The organism is Hydrogenophaga aquatica, from assembly GCF_054780915.1.
The window spans coordinates 71,755-88,384 of sequence record NZ_BAAGVK010000003.1 but is presented as its reverse complement, the minus strand read 5'-3'; the positions used below and the strand labels follow the sequence as shown (position 1 = coordinate 88,384).

Below are 16,630 nucleotides of genomic sequence, written 5' to 3'. Positions count from 1 at the left end.
AAGCATGGGCTTCACCCTGATAGAACTGCTGGTCACCCTGGCCATATTGGCTGCCATTGCCGCACTGGGTACGTCACTGACCCAGAGCTGGATTGACGACGCCCGCGTCAACGAAGCCAGCGGACAGGTCACCCAGGCTTTTGCCAAGACACGGGCATTGGCACTGCGCAACGAAACCAACCAGGCCCTGAACGCACCAGCCGCCGCCATGTGCATTGCCAACGGCGTCATCTACGCCCAGAGCGTCAGCAGCACGGCATTCACTTGCGGCACCAATGCCGCTTGGCGCGCCAGTCTGGCAGGCCACCCGGGCACCCAGGTCAAGACGGGCGAGAGCGATTTCTCCTGCATCGCCCTGAACAACCGGGGCGTTCCCACCGCTTACGGGGCTTGTTCGACCAGTCTGAGCATCACTATTTCAAGAGGCAGCAGCCATGTTGTGGATAAAAGTCTCGGCGGCAAGTAAACGCAGCGGCGTTCGCAACCGTACCACCCAAAAGGGTGACGTGCTGCTGGACGCCCTGGTGGCCATGCTGCTGGCCTGCGTCATCGGGCTGGGTCCAGCCTACGTTGCGGCGCGTGCCACCGTCGTCCAGACGCAGGGAGGCATGCAGAACCTGGCGGCCGTGCAGATGCGCAGCATGCTGTCCCAGCTGGGGCCCGCGCTATGCAACACCACCCCTTTGGTCAACGTTGGCGGGCAAGCCCTGGACGTGACGGTGCAGTGCGGCAGCCGGGCTGGAGACAACGTCACCGTGGGCGGCAAGACAGTCACCATGGACCACTCGCTGGAAAACCGCATCACCCTGTCGGTGACTTCGCAAGCGTTGTTCGGGGGCGCGGGCACCATCGAGGTGTCGCAATGACGCTGCCAAGCCGGGCCAGGCAAGCTGGCATCAGCCTGATCGCAACGATGGTGGGGCTGATGCTGGGCCTGTTCGCCGCGCTGTCCATCATGAGCATTTTCAAGACGCAGGCCAAGGCCGTCATTCAGACGCGGACAAACAGCGCGCTGGACGGGCAGGTGGCCACCGCCTTGCTGGTGTCGGAACTGGAAATGCAACGCGCGGGCTGGGGAGTGGAGGCCCCGGCTGGCAACAGCTGCATTGACGGTGCGGCAGGCCCTGCTGGCACAGCCAACACCGACTTTGTCCTGGCCAACGGTGCTGGTTTCGCGGCCGACGACAGCACCTCCATGAGCGGCGATGCCGTCGCCATCGGAGCCGCAGGCGCAGCGGCCGTGAACGGCAACGCCGTTTTCTGGCACTTCAAGGACGACGCGGGCGCCAGCAAGTGCACCGGGCTGTTCGCCACCAACGGCGGTCTTTTCCGCTTGGCAGAAAAGACCTGCACCGACGCGTCCAGCTGGTCCAGCACCTGGCACGCGAATGAAATCATCCCCGTCGTGCAGGCCGGAACGCTTTCCGCCGCTGGCAAAGCCATTCAGTTCGGTGTGCAACGCGTACCTTCCTGCGCGCCTTATGGGCGGATGGCCGCAGGCCCGGGGCTGCGGGTCATCGTGTCTGCGGGCCAGAGCATGGACAACCTCTCCTCCTCGGTCACATCATGCGTACCCAACATCTGCCAGTGAACCGCCCGCTGCCGCGCCGTGCGCAGGCGGGTTTCATCAACGTGCTGCTGGTGATGCTGGCGGGCATGGGGGCTCTGGCGCTCACCGCCGTGGGGATGCACTCCATCCGTTCAGCACAAGACCAGCAGACCAGCCTGCACGCCAACACCCAGGCCGTTACCCGCGCCTGGGACGGCGTGGAAGTAGTTCGCCGCTACCTGAGCATGCTGACAGCCGACGAGCTTCAGGCGCTGCGCGCCGGGCCACTGGCGGTCAACGGCCTGGCCAACGTGGACGCCAAGATCGTCTCCAGCGCCTTGGCGGGCACCGAATTCCGCGTGGTTGCCGACATCACGGGAACAGGGGTGGGCACCAACGCCACGGTACGCGTCATGTTCGCGGTGCCATCGGCAGGCGCCAACCCTGCCGGGCCACCCGCTGGCCCAGGCCCGAACGGTGGCGGTGGCGCAGACGCCGCCACCAAGCTTTACATCAACGGCGACCTCAACATGACGGGCGGCATTGAAGTGCTGGGAGAAAACCGCGAGCTTTGGGTGTCGGGCAACGTGGACCTGGGCAACGGCGGCGGCGCGAGCATCCAGACCATATCCAAGATATGTGCTGGCGGCAACGTATCCATCGGTTCATCCGTCTTTGTGAACGAGATCTGCACCAACGGCAACCTCCTCATGACGGGTGGCGCAACCGCGGGGCTGGCGCAGGTCAAGGGCTCGGTCACCCTGCAGAACAACGCGGCTGGCGACAACTTCAGCGCAGCCGTGGCAACCGTCAAGGCCAACGGCAACGTGACCCTTGAGGGCAATGCCACGGTGGTCGACTACCTGGAAACCCAAGGGGACGTCGTGGTCAAGAGCGGCGGCAATCTGGCCAAGACCGTCAATGCGCAAGGCAATGTGGACTACCTGTCCTCGCTGGGCGGCGGCAACGCGGCGCTGAGCAACCTGAACATCCTCATCAATGCCAATGGCAACGTGCTCTACAAAGGCCCCAACTACAACACCGTGATCAACACCCGGGGTAACGCCACGCTGTCGGAGAATGGCAATGTCCAGACGCTGACCGCCCAGGGCAACATCACCCTGAATGGCACGTGGTGGGTGGGTGTGCAAGGCACGGTGAAAGGCGGGGGAAACTTCAGCTACGTGAACGGCAACGTGGCCTACGGGGGCTCCGTCAAGGGCAACATCTCACCCGCACCAGACGGCACCCGCGTCCTCATCACACAGGATTCTTCGCTCGAGGTGTCGGTCCCCAAGATGAAAGTGGCAGATATCGATTTCCCTGCCCCGTCAGCCCCAACGGTGGACGTCTACACCCTGAAAGATTCCGCCAACTTCGTGTTCACCTACGAGGATGGCAAGCGCAAGGTCACGGTGAAGAACGTGTCTGGCGTGGCTGACGGCACCTACTACCTGGGCACGGTCTACCGCGATTACAACTACTACCCAGACCACCTTTGCACCAGTGTCAACAGCAGCGGCATGTGCGCAGATTCCGAATGGCACACTGCCCGCACCCTGTGCCAGGGCTACAGCCCCCAGAACGGGTGCATCGAAGCCCCCTCTGCGTGGAGCAACAAGTGGTCATTGAACGGTCAGTCACTCGCGCCAGGCGTGGTGTGGTTCGACCGGGACCTGAACCTGGGCGTCGGTGTGTACTTCAACACCTTCGCTGTCGCAGGCAGCATCAACACATCGGGTTCAACCAAGGTCTACGCGCCCAACTACGCAGGCTACAGCGTGGTGTGCAGCGATACAGGCGTCGGGAATTACGCCCTCACCCGCGACAGCCGGCTCGCCGGGATGTACCCGAAACAGTTCTGCGACTTCACCAATCACCAGTTTGTGTCGAAGAGCTTGGGTAACGCCGCCCTGATTGCAGGCGGCTACAGCACGCCTGGCACCTACGTAGGCGGTTTGATCGCACTGGATGCTGCCAACGAGATTTACGGGAACGTGCTTGCTGGCGACCGCCTGACCACCAGCGGGGGAACGACGGTACACGGCATCATCCTCGTCAGTGGCCTGGGCACGACGACCAGCGGCTGGAACAACACGCGGGCCAACACCTGGAGCGGCAAGACCGTGATCGACCTGCGCAACACGCCGAGCACCTTCAATGCCGACGACAACGTGTGCATGGACCCGGTTCACGGCTGTGAAGAAGACAAAGGGCCCGGCGGCCCTGGCGGCCCCGCTCACCCCCTGAACCAGACCCGTGTCTTCTGGACCAGCTACCGCTGAAGTTCCTCCCCGAACCCCGCCGCCAGCGCCTGCCGCAGGTATTCCACCAGCGCCGTGACGGCACGGGGCACGTACGGCGCGTAGGGCCGCAGCGCGTACAGATGCTCGGCAAAGGCGCCCACGGGCTTCCAGCCGGGCAGCACCTGCACCAACTGCCCGGCGCGCAGCGCCTGCTGCGCGCTGAAGTCGGGCAACAAGGCCACGCCCAGCCCGGCCAGTGCGGCGTCGCGCAGGGCCTCACTGTTGTTGGCTGACAGCGAACCCGTGACCGGCAGCGTCTGGCGCTCCCCAGCACGAACGCCTTCCAGGGCCTCGAAGGTCCAGGTGGGGGTGGCGGGCGCACGCGGGTAGTGCAGGCAGTTGTGCTGCAGCAAGTCTTCGGGCTGAACCGGCGTGCCCTGGCGGCGCAGGTAGGCACGGCTGGCTACCAGCACGCTGCGCGTGCCGCACAGGCGCCAGGCCACGTGCGTGTCGGGCGGCTGCGCGGTGTGGCGAATGGCCAGGTCAAACCCCTCGGTGGCCAGCGAACTCAACCGGTCTGACAGGTCCAGCTCCAGCCGGATGTCGGGGTATTGCCGCAGGAAGGCCGCCAAGTGTGGCACCAACTGCTGCCGCGCCAGCGCCACCGGTGCCGTCACGCGCAACAGGCCACGTGGCTGCGCCGCCTGGTCGCTCACCTCGTCAAAGGTCTGCGCGATGTGCTCGAACGGCCCGCGCACCTCGTCCACAAGGCGCTGGCCCGCCTCCGTCAGGCGCACGCTGCGCGTGGTGCGGCGCACCAGCGGCACCCCGGCCACACGCTCCAGCTCGGCCACGCGCTGGCTCATGGCCGCCTTGCTCACACCCAGGCGCGCGGCAGCCGCCGTGAAGCTGCCGTGCTGCGCCAGCACCGTGAGCCAGTGCAGATGCCCCCAGTAGGCGTGGATTTTTTCGTCTTTCATGTCTCTATTGTTCATCAAACAGAACAATGTGTTCAGGCATTTCGTCTAGGCAGGCAAGGGCACGCTCCCTACACTGGCAGCCATTCCCCTTGATATGGAGACCCGCATGACCCCTTACACCGACAACGCCGAAGTGGCGCAATACATTGCTGGCCAACGCACCGCAGGCCAGAGCGAGCGCACCCAGCCCGTGTTCAACCCCGCCACGGGCGTGGTGGCGCGTCAGGTGCGCCTGGGCGAAGCCGCCGACGTGGCTGCCGCCGTGGCCGCCGCGCAAGCAGCTTTCCCGGCCTGGGCCGACACCCCGCCGCTGCGCCGCTCGCGTGTCATGTTCAAGTTCCTGGAGCTGCTCAACCAGCACCGCGACGAGCTGGCCCGCATGATCACCGCCGAGCACGGCAAGGTCTTCACCGACGCGCAGGGCGAAGTCACGCGCGGCATCGAGATCGTCGAGTTCGCCTGCGGCATTCCGCAACTGCTCAAGGGGGACTACACCGAACAGGTCTCCACCAACATCGACAACTGGACCATGCGCCAGCCGCTGGGCGTGGTGGCGGGCATCACCCCGTTCAACTTCCCAGTGATGGTGCCCATGTGGATGTTCCCCGTGGCCATTGCCTGCGGCAACACCTTCGTGCTCAAGCCCAGCCCGATCGACCCCTCGCCCTCGCTTTACATTGCCGACCTGCTCAAGCAGGCAGGCCTGCCCGACGGCGTGTTCAACGTGGTGCAAGGCGACAAGGTGGCCGTGGACGCGCTGCTGGACCACCCCGACGTCAAGGCCGTGAGCTTTGTGGGCTCCACCCCCATTGCCAACTACATCTACGAAACCGGTGCGCGCCACGGCAAGCGCGTGCAAGCCCTGGGCGGCGCCAAGAACCACATGGTCGTCATGCCCGACGCCGACATCGACCAGGTGGTGGACGCGCTGATCGGCGCCGCCTTTGGTTCCGCTGGCGAGCGCTGCATGGCCATCTCGGTGGCTGTGCTGGTGGGCGACGTGGCAGAGAAGGTCATGCCCAAGCTGATCGAACGCACCAAGGAACTCAAGGTGCTCGATGGCATGAACCTGGCCGCCGAAATGGGCCCCATCGTGACCGACGTGGCGCGCCAGCGCATCACTGGCTACATCGAACAGGGCGTGAAGGAAGGCGCCAAGCTGCTGGTCGATGGCCGGGGCTTTGATGGCGAACGCGCTGGCAACGGGTGCCAGAACGGCTTCTGGCTGGGCGGCACGGTGTTCGACCACGTCACCCCCGACATGCGCATCTACAAGGAAGAAATCTTCGGCCCGGTGCTGGCCTGTGTGCGCGTGAAGGACTTCGCCGAGGCTGTGCAGCTCATCAACGACCACGAGTTCGGCAACGGCACCGCCTGCTTCACCCGCGACGGCAACGTGGCGCGCGAATTCGCCCGCCGCATCCAGGTGGGCATGGTGGGCATCAACGTGCCCATCCCCGTGCCCATGGCCTGGCACGGCTTCGGCGGCTGGAAGCGTTCGCTCTTTGGCGACACGCATGCCTATGGCGAAGAAGGCGTGCGCTTCTACACCAAGCAGAAGTCCATCATGCAGCGCTGGCCCGAGAGCATTGCCAAGGGCGCGGAATTCGTGATGCCTACATCCAAGTAGGAATTTCCCGATACCAGCCGGGGTGATCGTTCTCTAAGATGGGCGGTCACCCTTTTTTCGTTGTGCGCATGAAAAAACTCACGATCTCCTCCCGCCTGAGCCTGCTTGTCGGCTTGCTGTCCGTGCTGTTGCTGGGTATTGGCCTGCTGGGCCTGTACGGCATCTCCCGCGCCAACGAAGGGCTGCGCGTGGTCTATCTGGACCGCACGGTGCCCGCCACCTACCTGGGCCGCATCCAGTCCGATCTGCTCGCCAGCCGCCTGGCCGTGACCATGCCGCTGGCCATCCCCACACCTGAGAACATCGAAGCGGCGCAACAGATCATCAGGAAGAGCACCGAAGAGATCGCCGACCTGTGGAAGAACTACTCGACGGGCCCCTTCTCGGACGACGAGGCGAAGCTGGTGCAGCAGTTCAACGAGAACTACAGCAAGTTCCTGAACGAAGGCCTCAACCCCACCATGCAGGCGGTGGCGACCTACGATCTTTCGCAAGCCAAACAGCTGCTGGGCCGCACCCTGCCGCAGCTGTACGAATCGGCCAAGCACGACATGGACGCGCTGGCTCAGCTGCAGATCGACCAGGCCCGGCAGGAATACGACAACGCCACGGGCCGTTACCAAGGCATCAGGGCCATCGCCATCGGCGCCGTTGCGGCGGGCCTGGCCCTGGCGGTGGCGTTGGGCTGGATGACGGTGCGCGGTCTGGTGCGAGAGTTGGGCGCCGAACCCGGCGCGGCGGCCGACCTGGTGCAGGGCGTGGCGCGCGGCGACCTGACGGCGGCCATTCGCCTGCGCTCGGGCGACCACTCCAGCCTGATGTCGCACCTGCGCGAGATGCAGGCCAGCCTCACCCGGGTGGTGACCACGGTGCGCCACAACGCCGACAGCGTGGCCACCGCCAGCGCCGAGATCGCCCAGGGCAACGCAGACCTGTCGGTGCGGACCGAGCAGCAGGCGGCCGCACTAGAGCAAACCGCCGCGTCCATGGAGCGGCTGGACGGCACCGTGCGGCACAACGCCGACAACGCCCGCCAGGCCAACCAGCTGGCCCAGGGCGCGTCGGCCATCGCTACCCGTGGCGGCGACGTGGTGCACCAGGTCGTGACGACCATGCGCGAGATCAACGACAGCTCACGCAAGATCGCCGACATCATCAGCGTCATCGACGGCATCGCCTTCCAGACCAACATCCTGGCGCTCAACGCCGCCGTGGAGGCAGCGCGCGCCGGGGAGCAGGGACGCGGCTTTGCCGTGGTGGCGGGCGAGGTGCGCAGCCTGGCGCAGCGCAGCGCCGAAGCAGCACGCCAGATCAAGGAACTTATCAACACCAGCGTGGCGCGGGTGGAGCAGGGCAGCACGCTGGTTGATCAGGCGGGCGAGACCATGCAGGAAATCGTCGTGGCCATCCAGCGCGTGACCGACATCGTGGGTGAAATCAGCAGCGCCAGCGTGGAACAGAGTGAAGGCGTGAGCCAGATCAGCCAAGCCATTGGCGACATGGAGCGCACCACGCAGCAGAACGCCGCGCTGGTGGAGCAAAGCTCGGCCGCGGCCGAAAGCCTGAAGCAGCAGGCCGCGCAGATGGTGGAGGCGGTGTCGGTGTTCCGGTTGAACCAGGCTCACGCAGTCACGGAGTCCGTGACCGTGGCCACATCAAGCCGCAAAGCCAGCTTGCCCTTGCTGAGCAAGCCGCGCCTGCAGCTGCCGGCCTGAACACCGCCAGGCCTCTGCAGCGCGCTCAGTTCAACGCCATGCTGAGCTTGCGGCGGTAGCGCGACACCAGTTCCGCCTGCGGGTCCTGCGCAGCGGCGGCATGGCTGGCCAGTTCAATGCCGCCTGCCGTCTTGCCCGGCACCGCACCCGCGTCGCGCGGCTTGGGCGGCGTCATCAGTTCCAGCAGGCCCACGTAGGTCTTGCGCGGGGCTTCCTCGGCCCACTGCTTGTCACGCATGATGATTTCCAGCAGCTCTTCCATGGCGGCGGGCCAGTCGCCCATGGCGATGAGGACGCGGCTCTTGGCGAAGCGGGTGTCGAAGTCGCGCTTGTTCTGGGCAATGGCCTCGTCGAACTGGGCGATGGTCCACTGGCCGCGCGGGTCGTTGCCGGTGAAGAGCAGGGCGTTGAGCCAGTGCGACAGCGCCTCGAAGCGCAGTTGCAGCGGGATTTGCGCCAGGGCCGGGGCCAGTGCCACCTCGGCTTCCTCGAAGTGACCTTCGGCGATCAGGTGCTTCACGTATTCAAAGCGCACGTCGTTGTTGGACGGATCCTGCGCCAACTGATGGGCCAGTTTTTCCAGCAGACTGCCTTCCGGGGCGTCGTCCGCCTCGGGCGCCAGGGCTTCTTCCTGTACCTCGTCTGCCGGAGGCAGGTGCTTGTCCAGAAAGGCCTTGACCTGGCCTTCGGGCAAGGCGCCCATGAAGCCGTCCACCGGCTGGCCGTTGACCATCAGCACGCAGGTGGGAATACTGCGGATACCAAAGGCCGCCGCGAGCTGCTGCTCGTCGTCGGAATTGATCTTGACCAGTTTGAACCGCCCACCGTAGGCAGCTTCCACCTTTTCCAGCACGGGGCCCAGCGACTTGCAGGGGCCGCACCAGGGCGCCCAGAAGTCCACCAGCACCGGCACGTGCTGGGAAGCCTCGATGACTTCGGTTTCAAAGTTGGCAATGGTGACGTCGATCATGGCAGTGCGGCAAGGGAATGGGCTAAGGGGTACGCACGGGGGCACGGTGTGGCCGTGCAGCGGCATTGTCGCCTCAAGTGGGGGCGAAACGTAAAATCCCAACTTTCATGGAGCGGCAATGAGCGCAAAGGTGCAAGTCGGCGTGGTGATGGGTTCCAACAGCGATTGGGAGACCATGAAGCACGCGGTTCAGATTTTCCAACAGTTTGGCGTGGCCCACGAGGCACGGGTCGTCTCGGCGCACCGCATGCCCGATGACATGTTCGCCTACGCCGAAGCTGCGGCGGGCCGGGGCCTGAAGGCCATTGTGGCCGGTGCAGGCGGCGCGGCCCACCTGCCGGGCATGCTGGCGTCCAAGACGACGGTGCCGGTGCTGGGTGTGCCGGTACAGACCAAGGCACTGTCGGGCGTGGATTCGCTGCACAGCATTGTGCAGATGCCCAAGGGCATTCCGGTGGCAACCTTCGCCATCGGCGCAGCCGGTGCTGCCAACGCAGCGCTGTTTGCCGTGGCCATGCTGGCCAACGAAGACCCGGCGCTGCTGCAGCAGTTGCAGGCCTTCCGCGCCGCGCAGACCGAGGCCGCGCGCGCCATGACCCTGCCCCCGCCGGAGGCCGCATGAGCCAGGGCGCACGCAAGACCATCCTGCCCGGCCAGATGGGCGCCAACGGCCAGATGGCCACGCTGGGCGTGATGGGCGGTGGCCAGTTGGGCCGCATGTTCGTGCAGGCCGCCCAGGAGATGGGCTACTTCACCGCTGTGCTGGACCCCGACCCGGCCAGCCCCGCAGGCCTGGTGAGCCACTACCACGTGCAGACCGGCTACGAGGACGAGCAAGGCCTGGCGCAGCTGATGCAGCGCTGCGAAGCGATCACCACCGAATTCGAGAACGTGCCCGCCCCGGCGCTGATGACGCTGGGCGCGCACCGCCCCGTGGCCCCGGCGGCCACCGCCGTGGCCGTGGCGCAAGACCGCATTGCCGAAAAAGCCCATTTCGTGGCCTGCGCACAGGCCGGTGGTGTGGGCCCCGCGCCCTACGCCGCCATCGAAAACGAAGCGCTGCTGCAGGCCGTGCCCGCCGATCTGCTGCCCGGCATTCTGAAGACCGCGCGCCTGGGCTACGACGGCAAGGGCCAGGCCCGCGTGAAAGACCGTGCTGAACTTGCTGCCGCCTGGGAGCGCATGGGCCGCGTGCCCTGCGTGCTGGAAAAGCTTCTGCCGCTCAAGGCCGAGCTGTCGGTCATCGTGGCGCGTGGCGCCGACGGACAGGTGGTGGGATTCCCGGTGCAGCGCAACCTGCACCGCGACGGCATTCTGGCCGTGACCGAGGTGTTTGAAGGCAACGTGCCCGCCGAACTGGCACAGCGGGCGCGCCAGGCCACCGAGGCCATTGCCCACCAACTGGGCTACGTGGGCGTGCTGTGCGTGGAGTATTTCGTCATCGACGACGGCAGCGCCCACGGCGCGCTGGTGGTCAACGAAATGGCACCACGCCCGCACAACAGCGGCCACTACACCCTCAACGCCTGCGACGTGTCGCAGTTCGAGCTGCAGGTGCGCGCCATGGCCGGCCTGCCGCTGGTGGCGCCGCGCCTGCACAGCCCCACCGTCATGCTCAACATTTTGGGCGACCTGTGGTTCCATGACGGCCAGCCCCGCACGCCCGAATGGGCAGCCATACTGGCGCTGCCTGGCACCCACCTGCACCTGTACGGTAAGCTGGACGCGCGCCCGGGGCGCAAGATGGGCCACCTCAACATCACCGGCGCAACGCTGGCGCAGGTGCAGGACACCGCCGCCCAGGCCGCGCGCATTCTGGGCATAGCGCCATGGCATTGACGCTGGACGCCCGGGCACTGCTTGGCGGCTCTGCAACCGAGAGCGCCGAGGAGGCCTTGGCGTGCGCCGTGGACGCGCTGCGGCGCGGCGCCCTGGTGGGCATGCCCACCGAAACCGTCTACGGCCTGGCGGCCGACGCCGACCAGCCCGAGGCGGTGGAGCGCATCTTCGCTGCCAAGGGCCGCCCCAAGGACCACCCGCTGATCGTGCACGTGGCCGGGGGCAGCACCGCCCAGTGGCAGGCGGCCGTGCAGCACTACGCGCAAGACGTGCCTGCCTTTGCCGAGCGGTTGATGACCGCGTTCTGGCCGGGGCCGCTCACCGTCATCCTGCCGCGCCAGCCCGGCGTGGGCCTGGCCGCTGCGGGCGGGCAAGACTCCATTGGCCTGCGCTGCCCGGGGCACCCGGTGGCCCAGGCGCTGCTACAGGCCTGCCAGACGGCGGGTATCCAAGGCCTGGCCGCGCCCAGTGCCAACCGCTTCGGGCGCGTCAGCCCCACCACTGCCGCGCACGTGCAAGACGAATTCCAGGCCCTGCTGGACGACGACGCGCTCATCATCCTCGACGGCGGCCCCTGCCCGGTGGGCATCGAATCCACCATTGTGGACTGCTCACGCGGCCGGCCGGTGCTGCTGCGCCCCGGGATGATCCCCGTGAGTGCGCTGGAAGAAGCCGCTGGCGTTCCCCTGGCCGAACGCGACGAGGCCGCGCCGCGCGCCTCGGGCACACTGGCGTCGCACTACGCACCCAGTGCCCGCGTGCGCCTGATGAGTGCCCCGGAAATTCAAGCTGCACTGGACTTGCTGGGCGCCGACGCCCGCCACATTGCCGTGTACGCACGCACCCCTGTGCACAGCGCCAGCCCGCACGTGCGCATCGAACCCATGCCTGTGCAGGCCTGCGCCTGCGCGCAGGAGCTGTTCGCCGTGCTGCGTGCGCTGGACCGGCACGACACCAAGCTCATCTGGGTGGAGACGCCGCCCGAAGACGCCGCCTGGGACGGCGTGCGCGACCGCCTGCAGCGCGCTGCGGCCTGAATACCCGGCCAGACGGGAGCTCCTGCATGCCCGACGTCCCCGCCTCCATCACCATGACACCCATAGGCTTGGTGCGCGGTGGACGGCGCGAGGCCACCAAGGACGGCTGGGGCAGCAACCGTTGTCGCCTGGAGCTTGACCCCGCACGTTTCACACCCGAAAGCCTGCGCGGCGTGGAAGATCTCTCGCACGTGGAGGTGCTTTTCTACTTCCACGTGGACGCCCATGAGCCCACCGAAACCGGCGCTCGCCACCCCCGGGGCCGCAGCGACTGGCCCGCCGTGGGCATCTTCGCGCAGCGCGGGCGCATGCGGCCCAACCGCATCGGCGCGTCCATCTGCCGCGTACTGGGTGTGGATGGCCTGGCGGTGGAGGTTGAGGGGCTGGACGCCGTGGACGGCACGCCGCTGCTTGACATCAAACCGGTGTGGACGGGCTACCTGCCGCGCGGTGAAGTGAGCCAGCCCGCTTGGTCGCAGGAGCTGATGACCCACTATTGGTAAACCCGTGGGGGGATGCCGCTTGCGGCTAACATGGCAGGCATGCATCAACCACCCGAAACACTCCTGTGAAACGCCGCTGGACCATTGCACTGCTGGGCCTGTGCGCCGTGGCGGGCGCCGCCGCGTGGCTGGCCTGGCGCCCGCAGCAGGTGGACGCGTTGCGCGTGCAGGCCGCGCCGCTGGTACGCACGGTGCAGTTCTCTGCCCGCATGGCCACGCTCTCGCGCGTAGACGTAGGCAGTACCGTCACCGGGCGCGTGGCCCAGGTGCTGGTGCAGGAGGGGGCCAATGTGCGCCAGGGCGACGTGCTGGTACGGCTGGAGCAGGACGAACTGCGCCCCGCGCTGGCACAGGCCCAGGCCAGCGAGCGGCAGGCCGAAGCCACCGTCAAGGCGGCACGTGCCGAATTCGACCGCGCCCAGGAACTGGTGAACCGGGGGTTCATCAGCGCTTCGCGGCTGGACGAGACCCGCCGCGCGCAAGACGTGGCGGGTGCCCAACTGGCCGCCGCGCGCGCCGCCACCTTGGCCGCGCAGGCGCGGCTGGGACAGACGGACATTCGCGCCCCCGCACCCGCCCGCGTGCTGCTGCGCCAGGTGGAGCCTGGGCAGATCGTGCAGCCGGGCAAGGCGCTGCTGACCCTGGCGCTGGCCGGGCCCACGCAGCTCAAGGCCCAGGTGGACGAGCGCTTCCTGGAACAGCTGCAGACCGGCCAGCCCGCCGCCGTGGTGGCCGACGCCTTCCCCGGCCAGCCCTTTGCGGCCAAAGTGTCGGCGCTGGGCGCGGCGGTGGATGCGCAGCGCGGCGCCATTGAAGTGACGCTGGACCTGGCCGGGCCCGCGCCCACCTTCCTGCGTGAGGACATGACCCTGTCGGTGGAGGTGGAGACCGCCCGTCGCGACAACGCCTTGACCCTGCCCCTGGTTGCCCTGCGCGGCGCCCCTGCCGGGGACCGTGGCAGCGTGCTGCTGGCCCTGGACGGCCGGGCCCAGCCCCGCGACGTGCGCCTGGGCCTGCGCACGCTGGAGGCGGCCGAGGTGCTGGAAGGCCTAGCCGACGGCGACACCGTCCTGCTGGGCAACAAGGTACAGGCAGGCCAGCGCGTTAACGCCCGTCTGGTGCCCGCCAGCACCGCCACTGCCACGGCGGGGAACGCACAAGCAGGTGGCGCGGCCTCCGCCCTCACCAACGCCATGGGCCGCTGACGCCATGGCGCCCTGGATCTGGCTGGGCTTCGAATGGCGCGTGGCCTTGCGCTTCCTGCGCGAAGGCCGCATGCAGACGCTGCTCATCATCGTGGGCGTGGCGGCAGGGGTGGCCGTGGTGGCCTACATCTCGGCGCTGATCAATGGCCTGCAAGCCAGCACCCTGGCCAAGACCCTGGGCACCCAGGCGCACATCAACCTGCGTTCGCCCGACGACGTGGTACTGCCCGCAGCCCTCCCCGCCAGCGGCACGCAGGTGCTCAGCGACACGCAGCCGCGCGCCCAGCGCCCGCGCTCCGTCATCAACTGGCAGGCCCTGGTGCCGGTGCTGGAGGCTGAGCCGCAGATAGCGGCGGTGTCGCCCATGGTGTCTGGCGCCGGGCTGGCCTTGCGCGGCGAGGCCACGCAGTCCATTGCCGTGATGGGTGTGGACCTGGACCGCTACGACCGCATCGTGGACCTGCGCAGCCGCGTGGTGGCAGGGCAGGCGCGCCTGGGCCCGGGCGAAGCCATTGTGGGGCGCGAACTGGCGGCCGACCTGGGCGTGCGCGCGGGCGACCGCTTCACCCTGCAGACCGGCAGCGTGAGCGATGTGGTGCGCGTGACCGCTCTGGTGGACCTGGGTGTGCGCGACCTCAACCGCCGCACGGTGATCGTGCCGCTGCGGGCCGCGCAAAGCCTGCTGGGCCTGCCGGGCGGCGCCACCCAGCTCGACCTGAAGGTGCACGACGTGTGGACCGCACAGGCCCTGGCCAATGAACTGCGCCAGCGCCATCCCTACAAGGTGGAAAGCTGGCAAGAGAACAACGCCCAGCTCGTCTCGGCGCTGAACGCGCAGTCCGTCAGCACCGCCATCATCCGGGGCGTGGTGCTGGTGGTGGTGGTGCTGGGCATTGCCAGCGTGCTGGTGGTGTCGGTGGTGCAAAAGAGCCGCGAGATCGGTATCTTGCGCGCCATGGGCACCACGCGCGAACAGATACTGCGCGTCTTCCTGCTGCAAGGCGCGGTGGTGGGCGCGCTCGGCTCAGCCCTTGGGCTGGCGCTGGCCGTGGCGCTCATCTGGGCGTTCACCCACTTCGTCAAGGGCTCCGACGGGCTGCCGCTGTTCAACATCACCCTGCCCTGGCGCACGGGGCTGAACGTGGCATTCATTGCCACCGTGTGCGGCGTGCTGGCCGCCATTGCCCCGGCCCGGCGCGCCGCCGCCATGGACCCGGCGCAAGCCATAAGGTTGTGAATGCACGCGCCATGAACACCCGCCCGGACGCCGAAGCGCTGATCGCCCTGCAAGGCCTGCGCAAGACCTACAACCCCGGCCTGCCCAGCGAGCAGGAGGTGCTGCACGGCATAGACCTGCGCGTGGCGCGCGGCGAATTCGTGGCGCTGATGGGCCCGTCGGGCTCGGGCAAGAGCACGCTGCTCAACATACTGGGCCTGTTGGAACCCATGACCAGCGGCAGCTACCGCCTGATGGGCCAGGAGATGCGCGGCCAGAGCGACGCGGGGCTGACCCTGCGGCGGCGCAGCACCCTGGGCTTCGTGTTCCAGTTCCACCACCTGCTGCCCGCCTTTACCGCGCTGGAGAACGTGACCCTGCCCGCCCTGATGAGCGACGGCCACGTGAGCGCCGCCCAACGCGAGCGTGGCCGCGACCTGCTCGCCCAGGTGGGCCTGGCGCATGCCGAGAACAAGCGCCCGGCAGAACTGTCAGGCGGCATGCAGCAGCGCGTGGCCATTGCCCGGGCAATGGCGCTGGACCCGCCCCTGGTACTGGCCGACGAACCCACCGGCAACCTGGACCAGGCATCGTCTGCCGAAGTGTTCGCACTCATGCGGCGCATGCATGCCGAACGCGGCACCACCTTCGTCATCGTCACGCACGACCCGCACCTGGCCGCGCGCTGCGACCGGCTGGTGGAACTGGTGGACGGGCAGATTGACCGGGACGAGCCGGTGACGCCGCCAAGAACAAATCCAAGCATTGAGTAAATTTACTCAGTCTTGGAAAACGCCCTCCACCGCCTCTCGCCGCCCCGCCTCCCACCCCAGCAGCGCCAGCTTGCGCTCCGCGCCCCAGCGGTACTCGCCCGTGTCGCCGCTTTCGCGGATGACGCGGTGGCAAGGAATGAGAAAGCCGATGGTGTTGGCCGCCACGGCGCTGCCCACGGCCCGGCTGGCACGCGGCTGGCCGATGCGCCCTGCCAGTTGCTGGTAGGACAGCACCTGGCCAAATTCGGTGTGGATGAGCGCCTCCCACACCTTGATCTGGAAGTTGGTGCCGCGCAGCACCAAGTGCACCGTGCCGCGCGTGGGCGTGGCGGGAAAAATCTGCTGCAGCCATCGCGCGGCACCGGCGTCGTCACGCGCCAGCGTGGCGCGGGGCCACAAGGCAGCCAGCTCGACCACCATGGCCTCGTCGCCGCCGGTGCAGAAAGCAAAGTGACACACGCCGCGCGGCGTCCAGGCCACCAGCGCGCGCCCGAAGGGTGAGGGCGCAAAGCCGTGGCCCAGCGTCAGGCCCCGGCCGCCCAGCTTGTATTCACCGGGCGTCATGGCCTCGCAGCTCACCATCAGCTCGTGCAGGCGGCTGGGGCTGCTCAGGCCGAGGCTGTCAGTCACGCTCAGGTTGTCGGCACTCGGGTTGTCGACGTTTTGCGCCAGCAGGCGCTTGGCGTGTTCCTTGGTCAGGTACTGCAGGAAGCGCTTGGGCGAGATGCCTGCCCATTCGGCAAAGGTGCGCTGCAGGTGCCAGGGGCTCACATGCACTGCCGCAGCAATCTGCTCCAGCGAGGGTTGCGCGCGGGCGTTCTCGCGGATGTGGGCGATGGCCCGGGCAACAAGCGCGAACTGGCGGTCGGGGGTGGAAAAGGTCATGGCAAGGCAAACAGGTGTGCCCACACGATAGCCGTGCAGCAGCGTGTGGGCAATCCGGTTCTTGCGCAGATGCGGGGTGGCT

16 protein-coding genes are annotated in these 16,630 nt (G+C 67.4%); 13 read left to right on the top strand and 3 right to left on the bottom strand.

The window, feature by feature from the left end:
* Positions 1–4: 4 nt before the first annotated feature.
* The 4 genes from ACYVHH_RS03745 to ACYVHH_RS03730 are packed head-to-tail and all read left to right on the top strand — an operon-like array spanning position 5 to position 3,834.
* Entirely contained in the window at positions 5–466 is a 462-nt protein-coding gene (locus tag ACYVHH_RS03745) for a pilus assembly FimT family protein (RefSeq protein ID WP_460563718.1), read from the top strand.
* A complete protein-coding gene (locus ACYVHH_RS03740) occupies positions 435–866 on the top strand; it encodes a hypothetical protein (RefSeq protein ID WP_460563717.1) in 432 nt (143 codons plus the stop codon). Before ACYVHH_RS03745 ends, ACYVHH_RS03740 begins: the two co-directional genes overlap by 32 nt.
* On the top strand, positions 863–1,591 hold the full coding sequence (locus tag ACYVHH_RS03735) for a PilW family protein (protein WP_460563716.1): 729 nt from the start codon (positions 863–865) through the stop codon (positions 1,589–1,591). Before ACYVHH_RS03740 ends, ACYVHH_RS03735 begins: the two co-directional genes overlap by 4 nt.
* Positions 1,567–3,834, top strand: a complete 2,268-nt coding sequence (locus ACYVHH_RS03730; RefSeq protein WP_460563715.1) for an autotransporter outer membrane beta-barrel domain-containing protein — start codon at positions 1,567–1,569, stop codon at positions 3,832–3,834. The genes ACYVHH_RS03735 and ACYVHH_RS03730 overlap by 25 nt, the downstream gene beginning before the upstream one ends.
* On the opposite strand, the gene ACYVHH_RS03725 is transcribed toward ACYVHH_RS03730, so the two are convergent.
* On the bottom strand, positions 3,825–4,775 hold the full coding sequence (locus ACYVHH_RS03725) for a LysR family transcriptional regulator (RefSeq protein WP_460563714.1): 951 nt from the start codon (positions 4,773–4,775) through the stop codon (positions 3,825–3,827). The two genes, ACYVHH_RS03730 and ACYVHH_RS03725, sit on opposite strands and share 10 nt — an antisense overlap.
* Positions 4,776–4,881: 106 nt before the next feature.
* On the opposite strand from ACYVHH_RS03725, the gene ACYVHH_RS03720 reads away from it, so the two are divergent.
* The gene (locus ACYVHH_RS03720) at positions 4,882–6,405 is read left to right on the top strand and encodes a CoA-acylating methylmalonate-semialdehyde dehydrogenase (RefSeq protein WP_460563713.1); all 1,524 of its coding nucleotides are present in this window, start codon (positions 4,882–4,884) and stop codon (positions 6,403–6,405) included.
* A gap of 68 nt (positions 6,406–6,473) precedes the next feature.
* Positions 6,474–8,120, top strand: a complete 1,647-nt coding sequence (locus ACYVHH_RS03715; protein ID WP_460563712.1) for a methyl-accepting chemotaxis protein — start codon at positions 6,474–6,476, stop codon at positions 8,118–8,120.
* A gap of 25 nt (positions 8,121–8,145) precedes the next feature.
* Here ACYVHH_RS03715 and trxA read toward each other — a convergent pair whose 3' ends face one another.
* The gene (gene trxA, locus ACYVHH_RS03710) at positions 8,146–9,090 is read right to left on the bottom strand and encodes a thioredoxin (RefSeq protein ID WP_460563711.1); all 945 of its coding nucleotides are present in this window, start codon (positions 9,088–9,090) and stop codon (positions 8,146–8,148) included.
* Positions 9,091–9,208: 118 nt separating this feature from the next.
* On the opposite strand from trxA, the gene purE reads away from it, so the two are divergent.
* The 7 genes from purE (at position 9,209) to ACYVHH_RS03675 (ending at position 15,663) form a co-directional block, all read left to right on the top strand.
* A complete protein-coding gene (gene purE, locus ACYVHH_RS03705) occupies positions 9,209–9,712 on the top strand; it encodes a 5-(carboxyamino)imidazole ribonucleotide mutase (RefSeq protein WP_460563710.1) in 504 nt (167 codons plus the stop codon).
* Complete coding sequence (locus ACYVHH_RS03700; protein WP_460563709.1) at positions 9,709–10,929, top strand: 5-(carboxyamino)imidazole ribonucleotide synthase; 1,221 nt, start codon at positions 9,709–9,711, stop codon at positions 10,927–10,929. The genes purE and ACYVHH_RS03700 overlap by 4 nt, the downstream gene beginning before the upstream one ends.
* On the top strand, positions 10,920–11,966 hold the full coding sequence (locus ACYVHH_RS03695; protein WP_460563708.1) for an L-threonylcarbamoyladenylate synthase: 1,047 nt from the start codon (positions 10,920–10,922) through the stop codon (positions 11,964–11,966). Before ACYVHH_RS03700 ends, ACYVHH_RS03695 begins: the two co-directional genes overlap by 10 nt.
* A gap of 26 nt (positions 11,967–11,992) precedes the next feature.
* Positions 11,993–12,469 carry an SAM-dependent methyltransferase gene (locus ACYVHH_RS03690; RefSeq protein WP_460563707.1) on the top strand — a complete coding sequence of 159 codons (477 nt, stop codon included), beginning with the start codon at positions 11,993–11,995 and terminating at the stop codon, positions 12,467–12,469.
* A 65-nt stretch (positions 12,470–12,534) separates the two neighbouring features.
* The gene (locus ACYVHH_RS03685) at positions 12,535–13,674 is read left to right on the top strand and encodes an efflux RND transporter periplasmic adaptor subunit (protein ID WP_460563706.1); all 1,140 of its coding nucleotides are present in this window, start codon (positions 12,535–12,537) and stop codon (positions 13,672–13,674) included.
* A 4-nt stretch (positions 13,675–13,678) separates the two neighbouring features.
* Positions 13,679–14,911 carry an ABC transporter permease gene (locus tag ACYVHH_RS03680; protein ID WP_460563705.1) on the top strand — a complete coding sequence of 411 codons (1,233 nt, stop codon included), beginning with the start codon at positions 13,679–13,681 and terminating at the stop codon, positions 14,909–14,911.
* A gap of 11 nt (positions 14,912–14,922) precedes the next feature.
* Entirely contained in the window at positions 14,923–15,663 is a 741-nt protein-coding gene (locus ACYVHH_RS03675; RefSeq protein WP_460563704.1) for an ABC transporter ATP-binding protein, read from the top strand.
* 6 nt (positions 15,664–15,669) lie between these two features.
* Here the strand turns inward: ACYVHH_RS03675 and ACYVHH_RS03670 are convergent, their stop codons facing one another.
* Entirely contained in the window at positions 15,670–16,548 is an 879-nt protein-coding gene (locus ACYVHH_RS03670; protein ID WP_460563703.1) for a methylated-DNA--[protein]-cysteine S-methyltransferase, read from the bottom strand.
* Positions 16,549–16,630 lie beyond the last annotated feature (82 nt).

Excerpts from the sequence above, each read along its gene's own strand:
- ACYVHH_RS03745 (WP_460563718.1), top strand. The coding sequence starts at position 5 with ATGGGCTTCACCCTGATAGAACTGCTGGTCACCCTGGCCATATTGGCT.
- ACYVHH_RS03740 (WP_460563717.1), top strand. The coding sequence starts at position 435 with ATGTTGTGGATAAAAGTCTCGGCGGCAAGTAAACGCAGCGGCGTTCGC.
- ACYVHH_RS03735 (WP_460563716.1), top strand. The coding sequence starts at position 863 with ATGACGCTGCCAAGCCGGGCCAGGCAAGCTGGCATCAGCCTGATCGCA.
- ACYVHH_RS03730 (WP_460563715.1), top strand. The coding sequence starts at position 1,567 with ATGCGTACCCAACATCTGCCAGTGAACCGCCCGCTGCCGCGCCGTGCG.
- ACYVHH_RS03725 (WP_460563714.1), bottom strand. The coding sequence starts at position 4,775 with ATGAAAGACGAAAAAATCCACGCCTACTGGGGGCATCTGCACTGGCTC.
- ACYVHH_RS03720 (WP_460563713.1), top strand. The coding sequence starts at position 4,882 with ATGACCCCTTACACCGACAACGCCGAAGTGGCGCAATACATTGCTGGC.
- ACYVHH_RS03715 (WP_460563712.1), top strand. The coding sequence starts at position 6,474 with ATGAAAAAACTCACGATCTCCTCCCGCCTGAGCCTGCTTGTCGGCTTG.
- trxA (WP_460563711.1), bottom strand. The coding sequence starts at position 9,090 with ATGATCGACGTCACCATTGCCAACTTTGAAACCGAAGTCATCGAGGCT.
- purE (WP_460563710.1), top strand. The coding sequence starts at position 9,209 with ATGAGCGCAAAGGTGCAAGTCGGCGTGGTGATGGGTTCCAACAGCGAT.
- ACYVHH_RS03700 (WP_460563709.1), top strand. The coding sequence starts at position 9,709 with ATGAGCCAGGGCGCACGCAAGACCATCCTGCCCGGCCAGATGGGCGCC.
- ACYVHH_RS03695 (WP_460563708.1), top strand. The coding sequence starts at position 10,920 with ATGGCATTGACGCTGGACGCCCGGGCACTGCTTGGCGGCTCTGCAACC.
- ACYVHH_RS03690 (WP_460563707.1), top strand. The coding sequence starts at position 11,993 with ATGCCCGACGTCCCCGCCTCCATCACCATGACACCCATAGGCTTGGTG.
- ACYVHH_RS03680 (WP_460563705.1), top strand. The coding sequence starts at position 13,679 with ATGGCGCCCTGGATCTGGCTGGGCTTCGAATGGCGCGTGGCCTTGCGC.
- ACYVHH_RS03675 (WP_460563704.1), top strand. The coding sequence starts at position 14,923 with ATGAACACCCGCCCGGACGCCGAAGCGCTGATCGCCCTGCAAGGCCTG.
- ACYVHH_RS03670 (WP_460563703.1), bottom strand. The coding sequence starts at position 16,548 with ATGACCTTTTCCACCCCCGACCGCCAGTTCGCGCTTGTTGCCCGGGCC.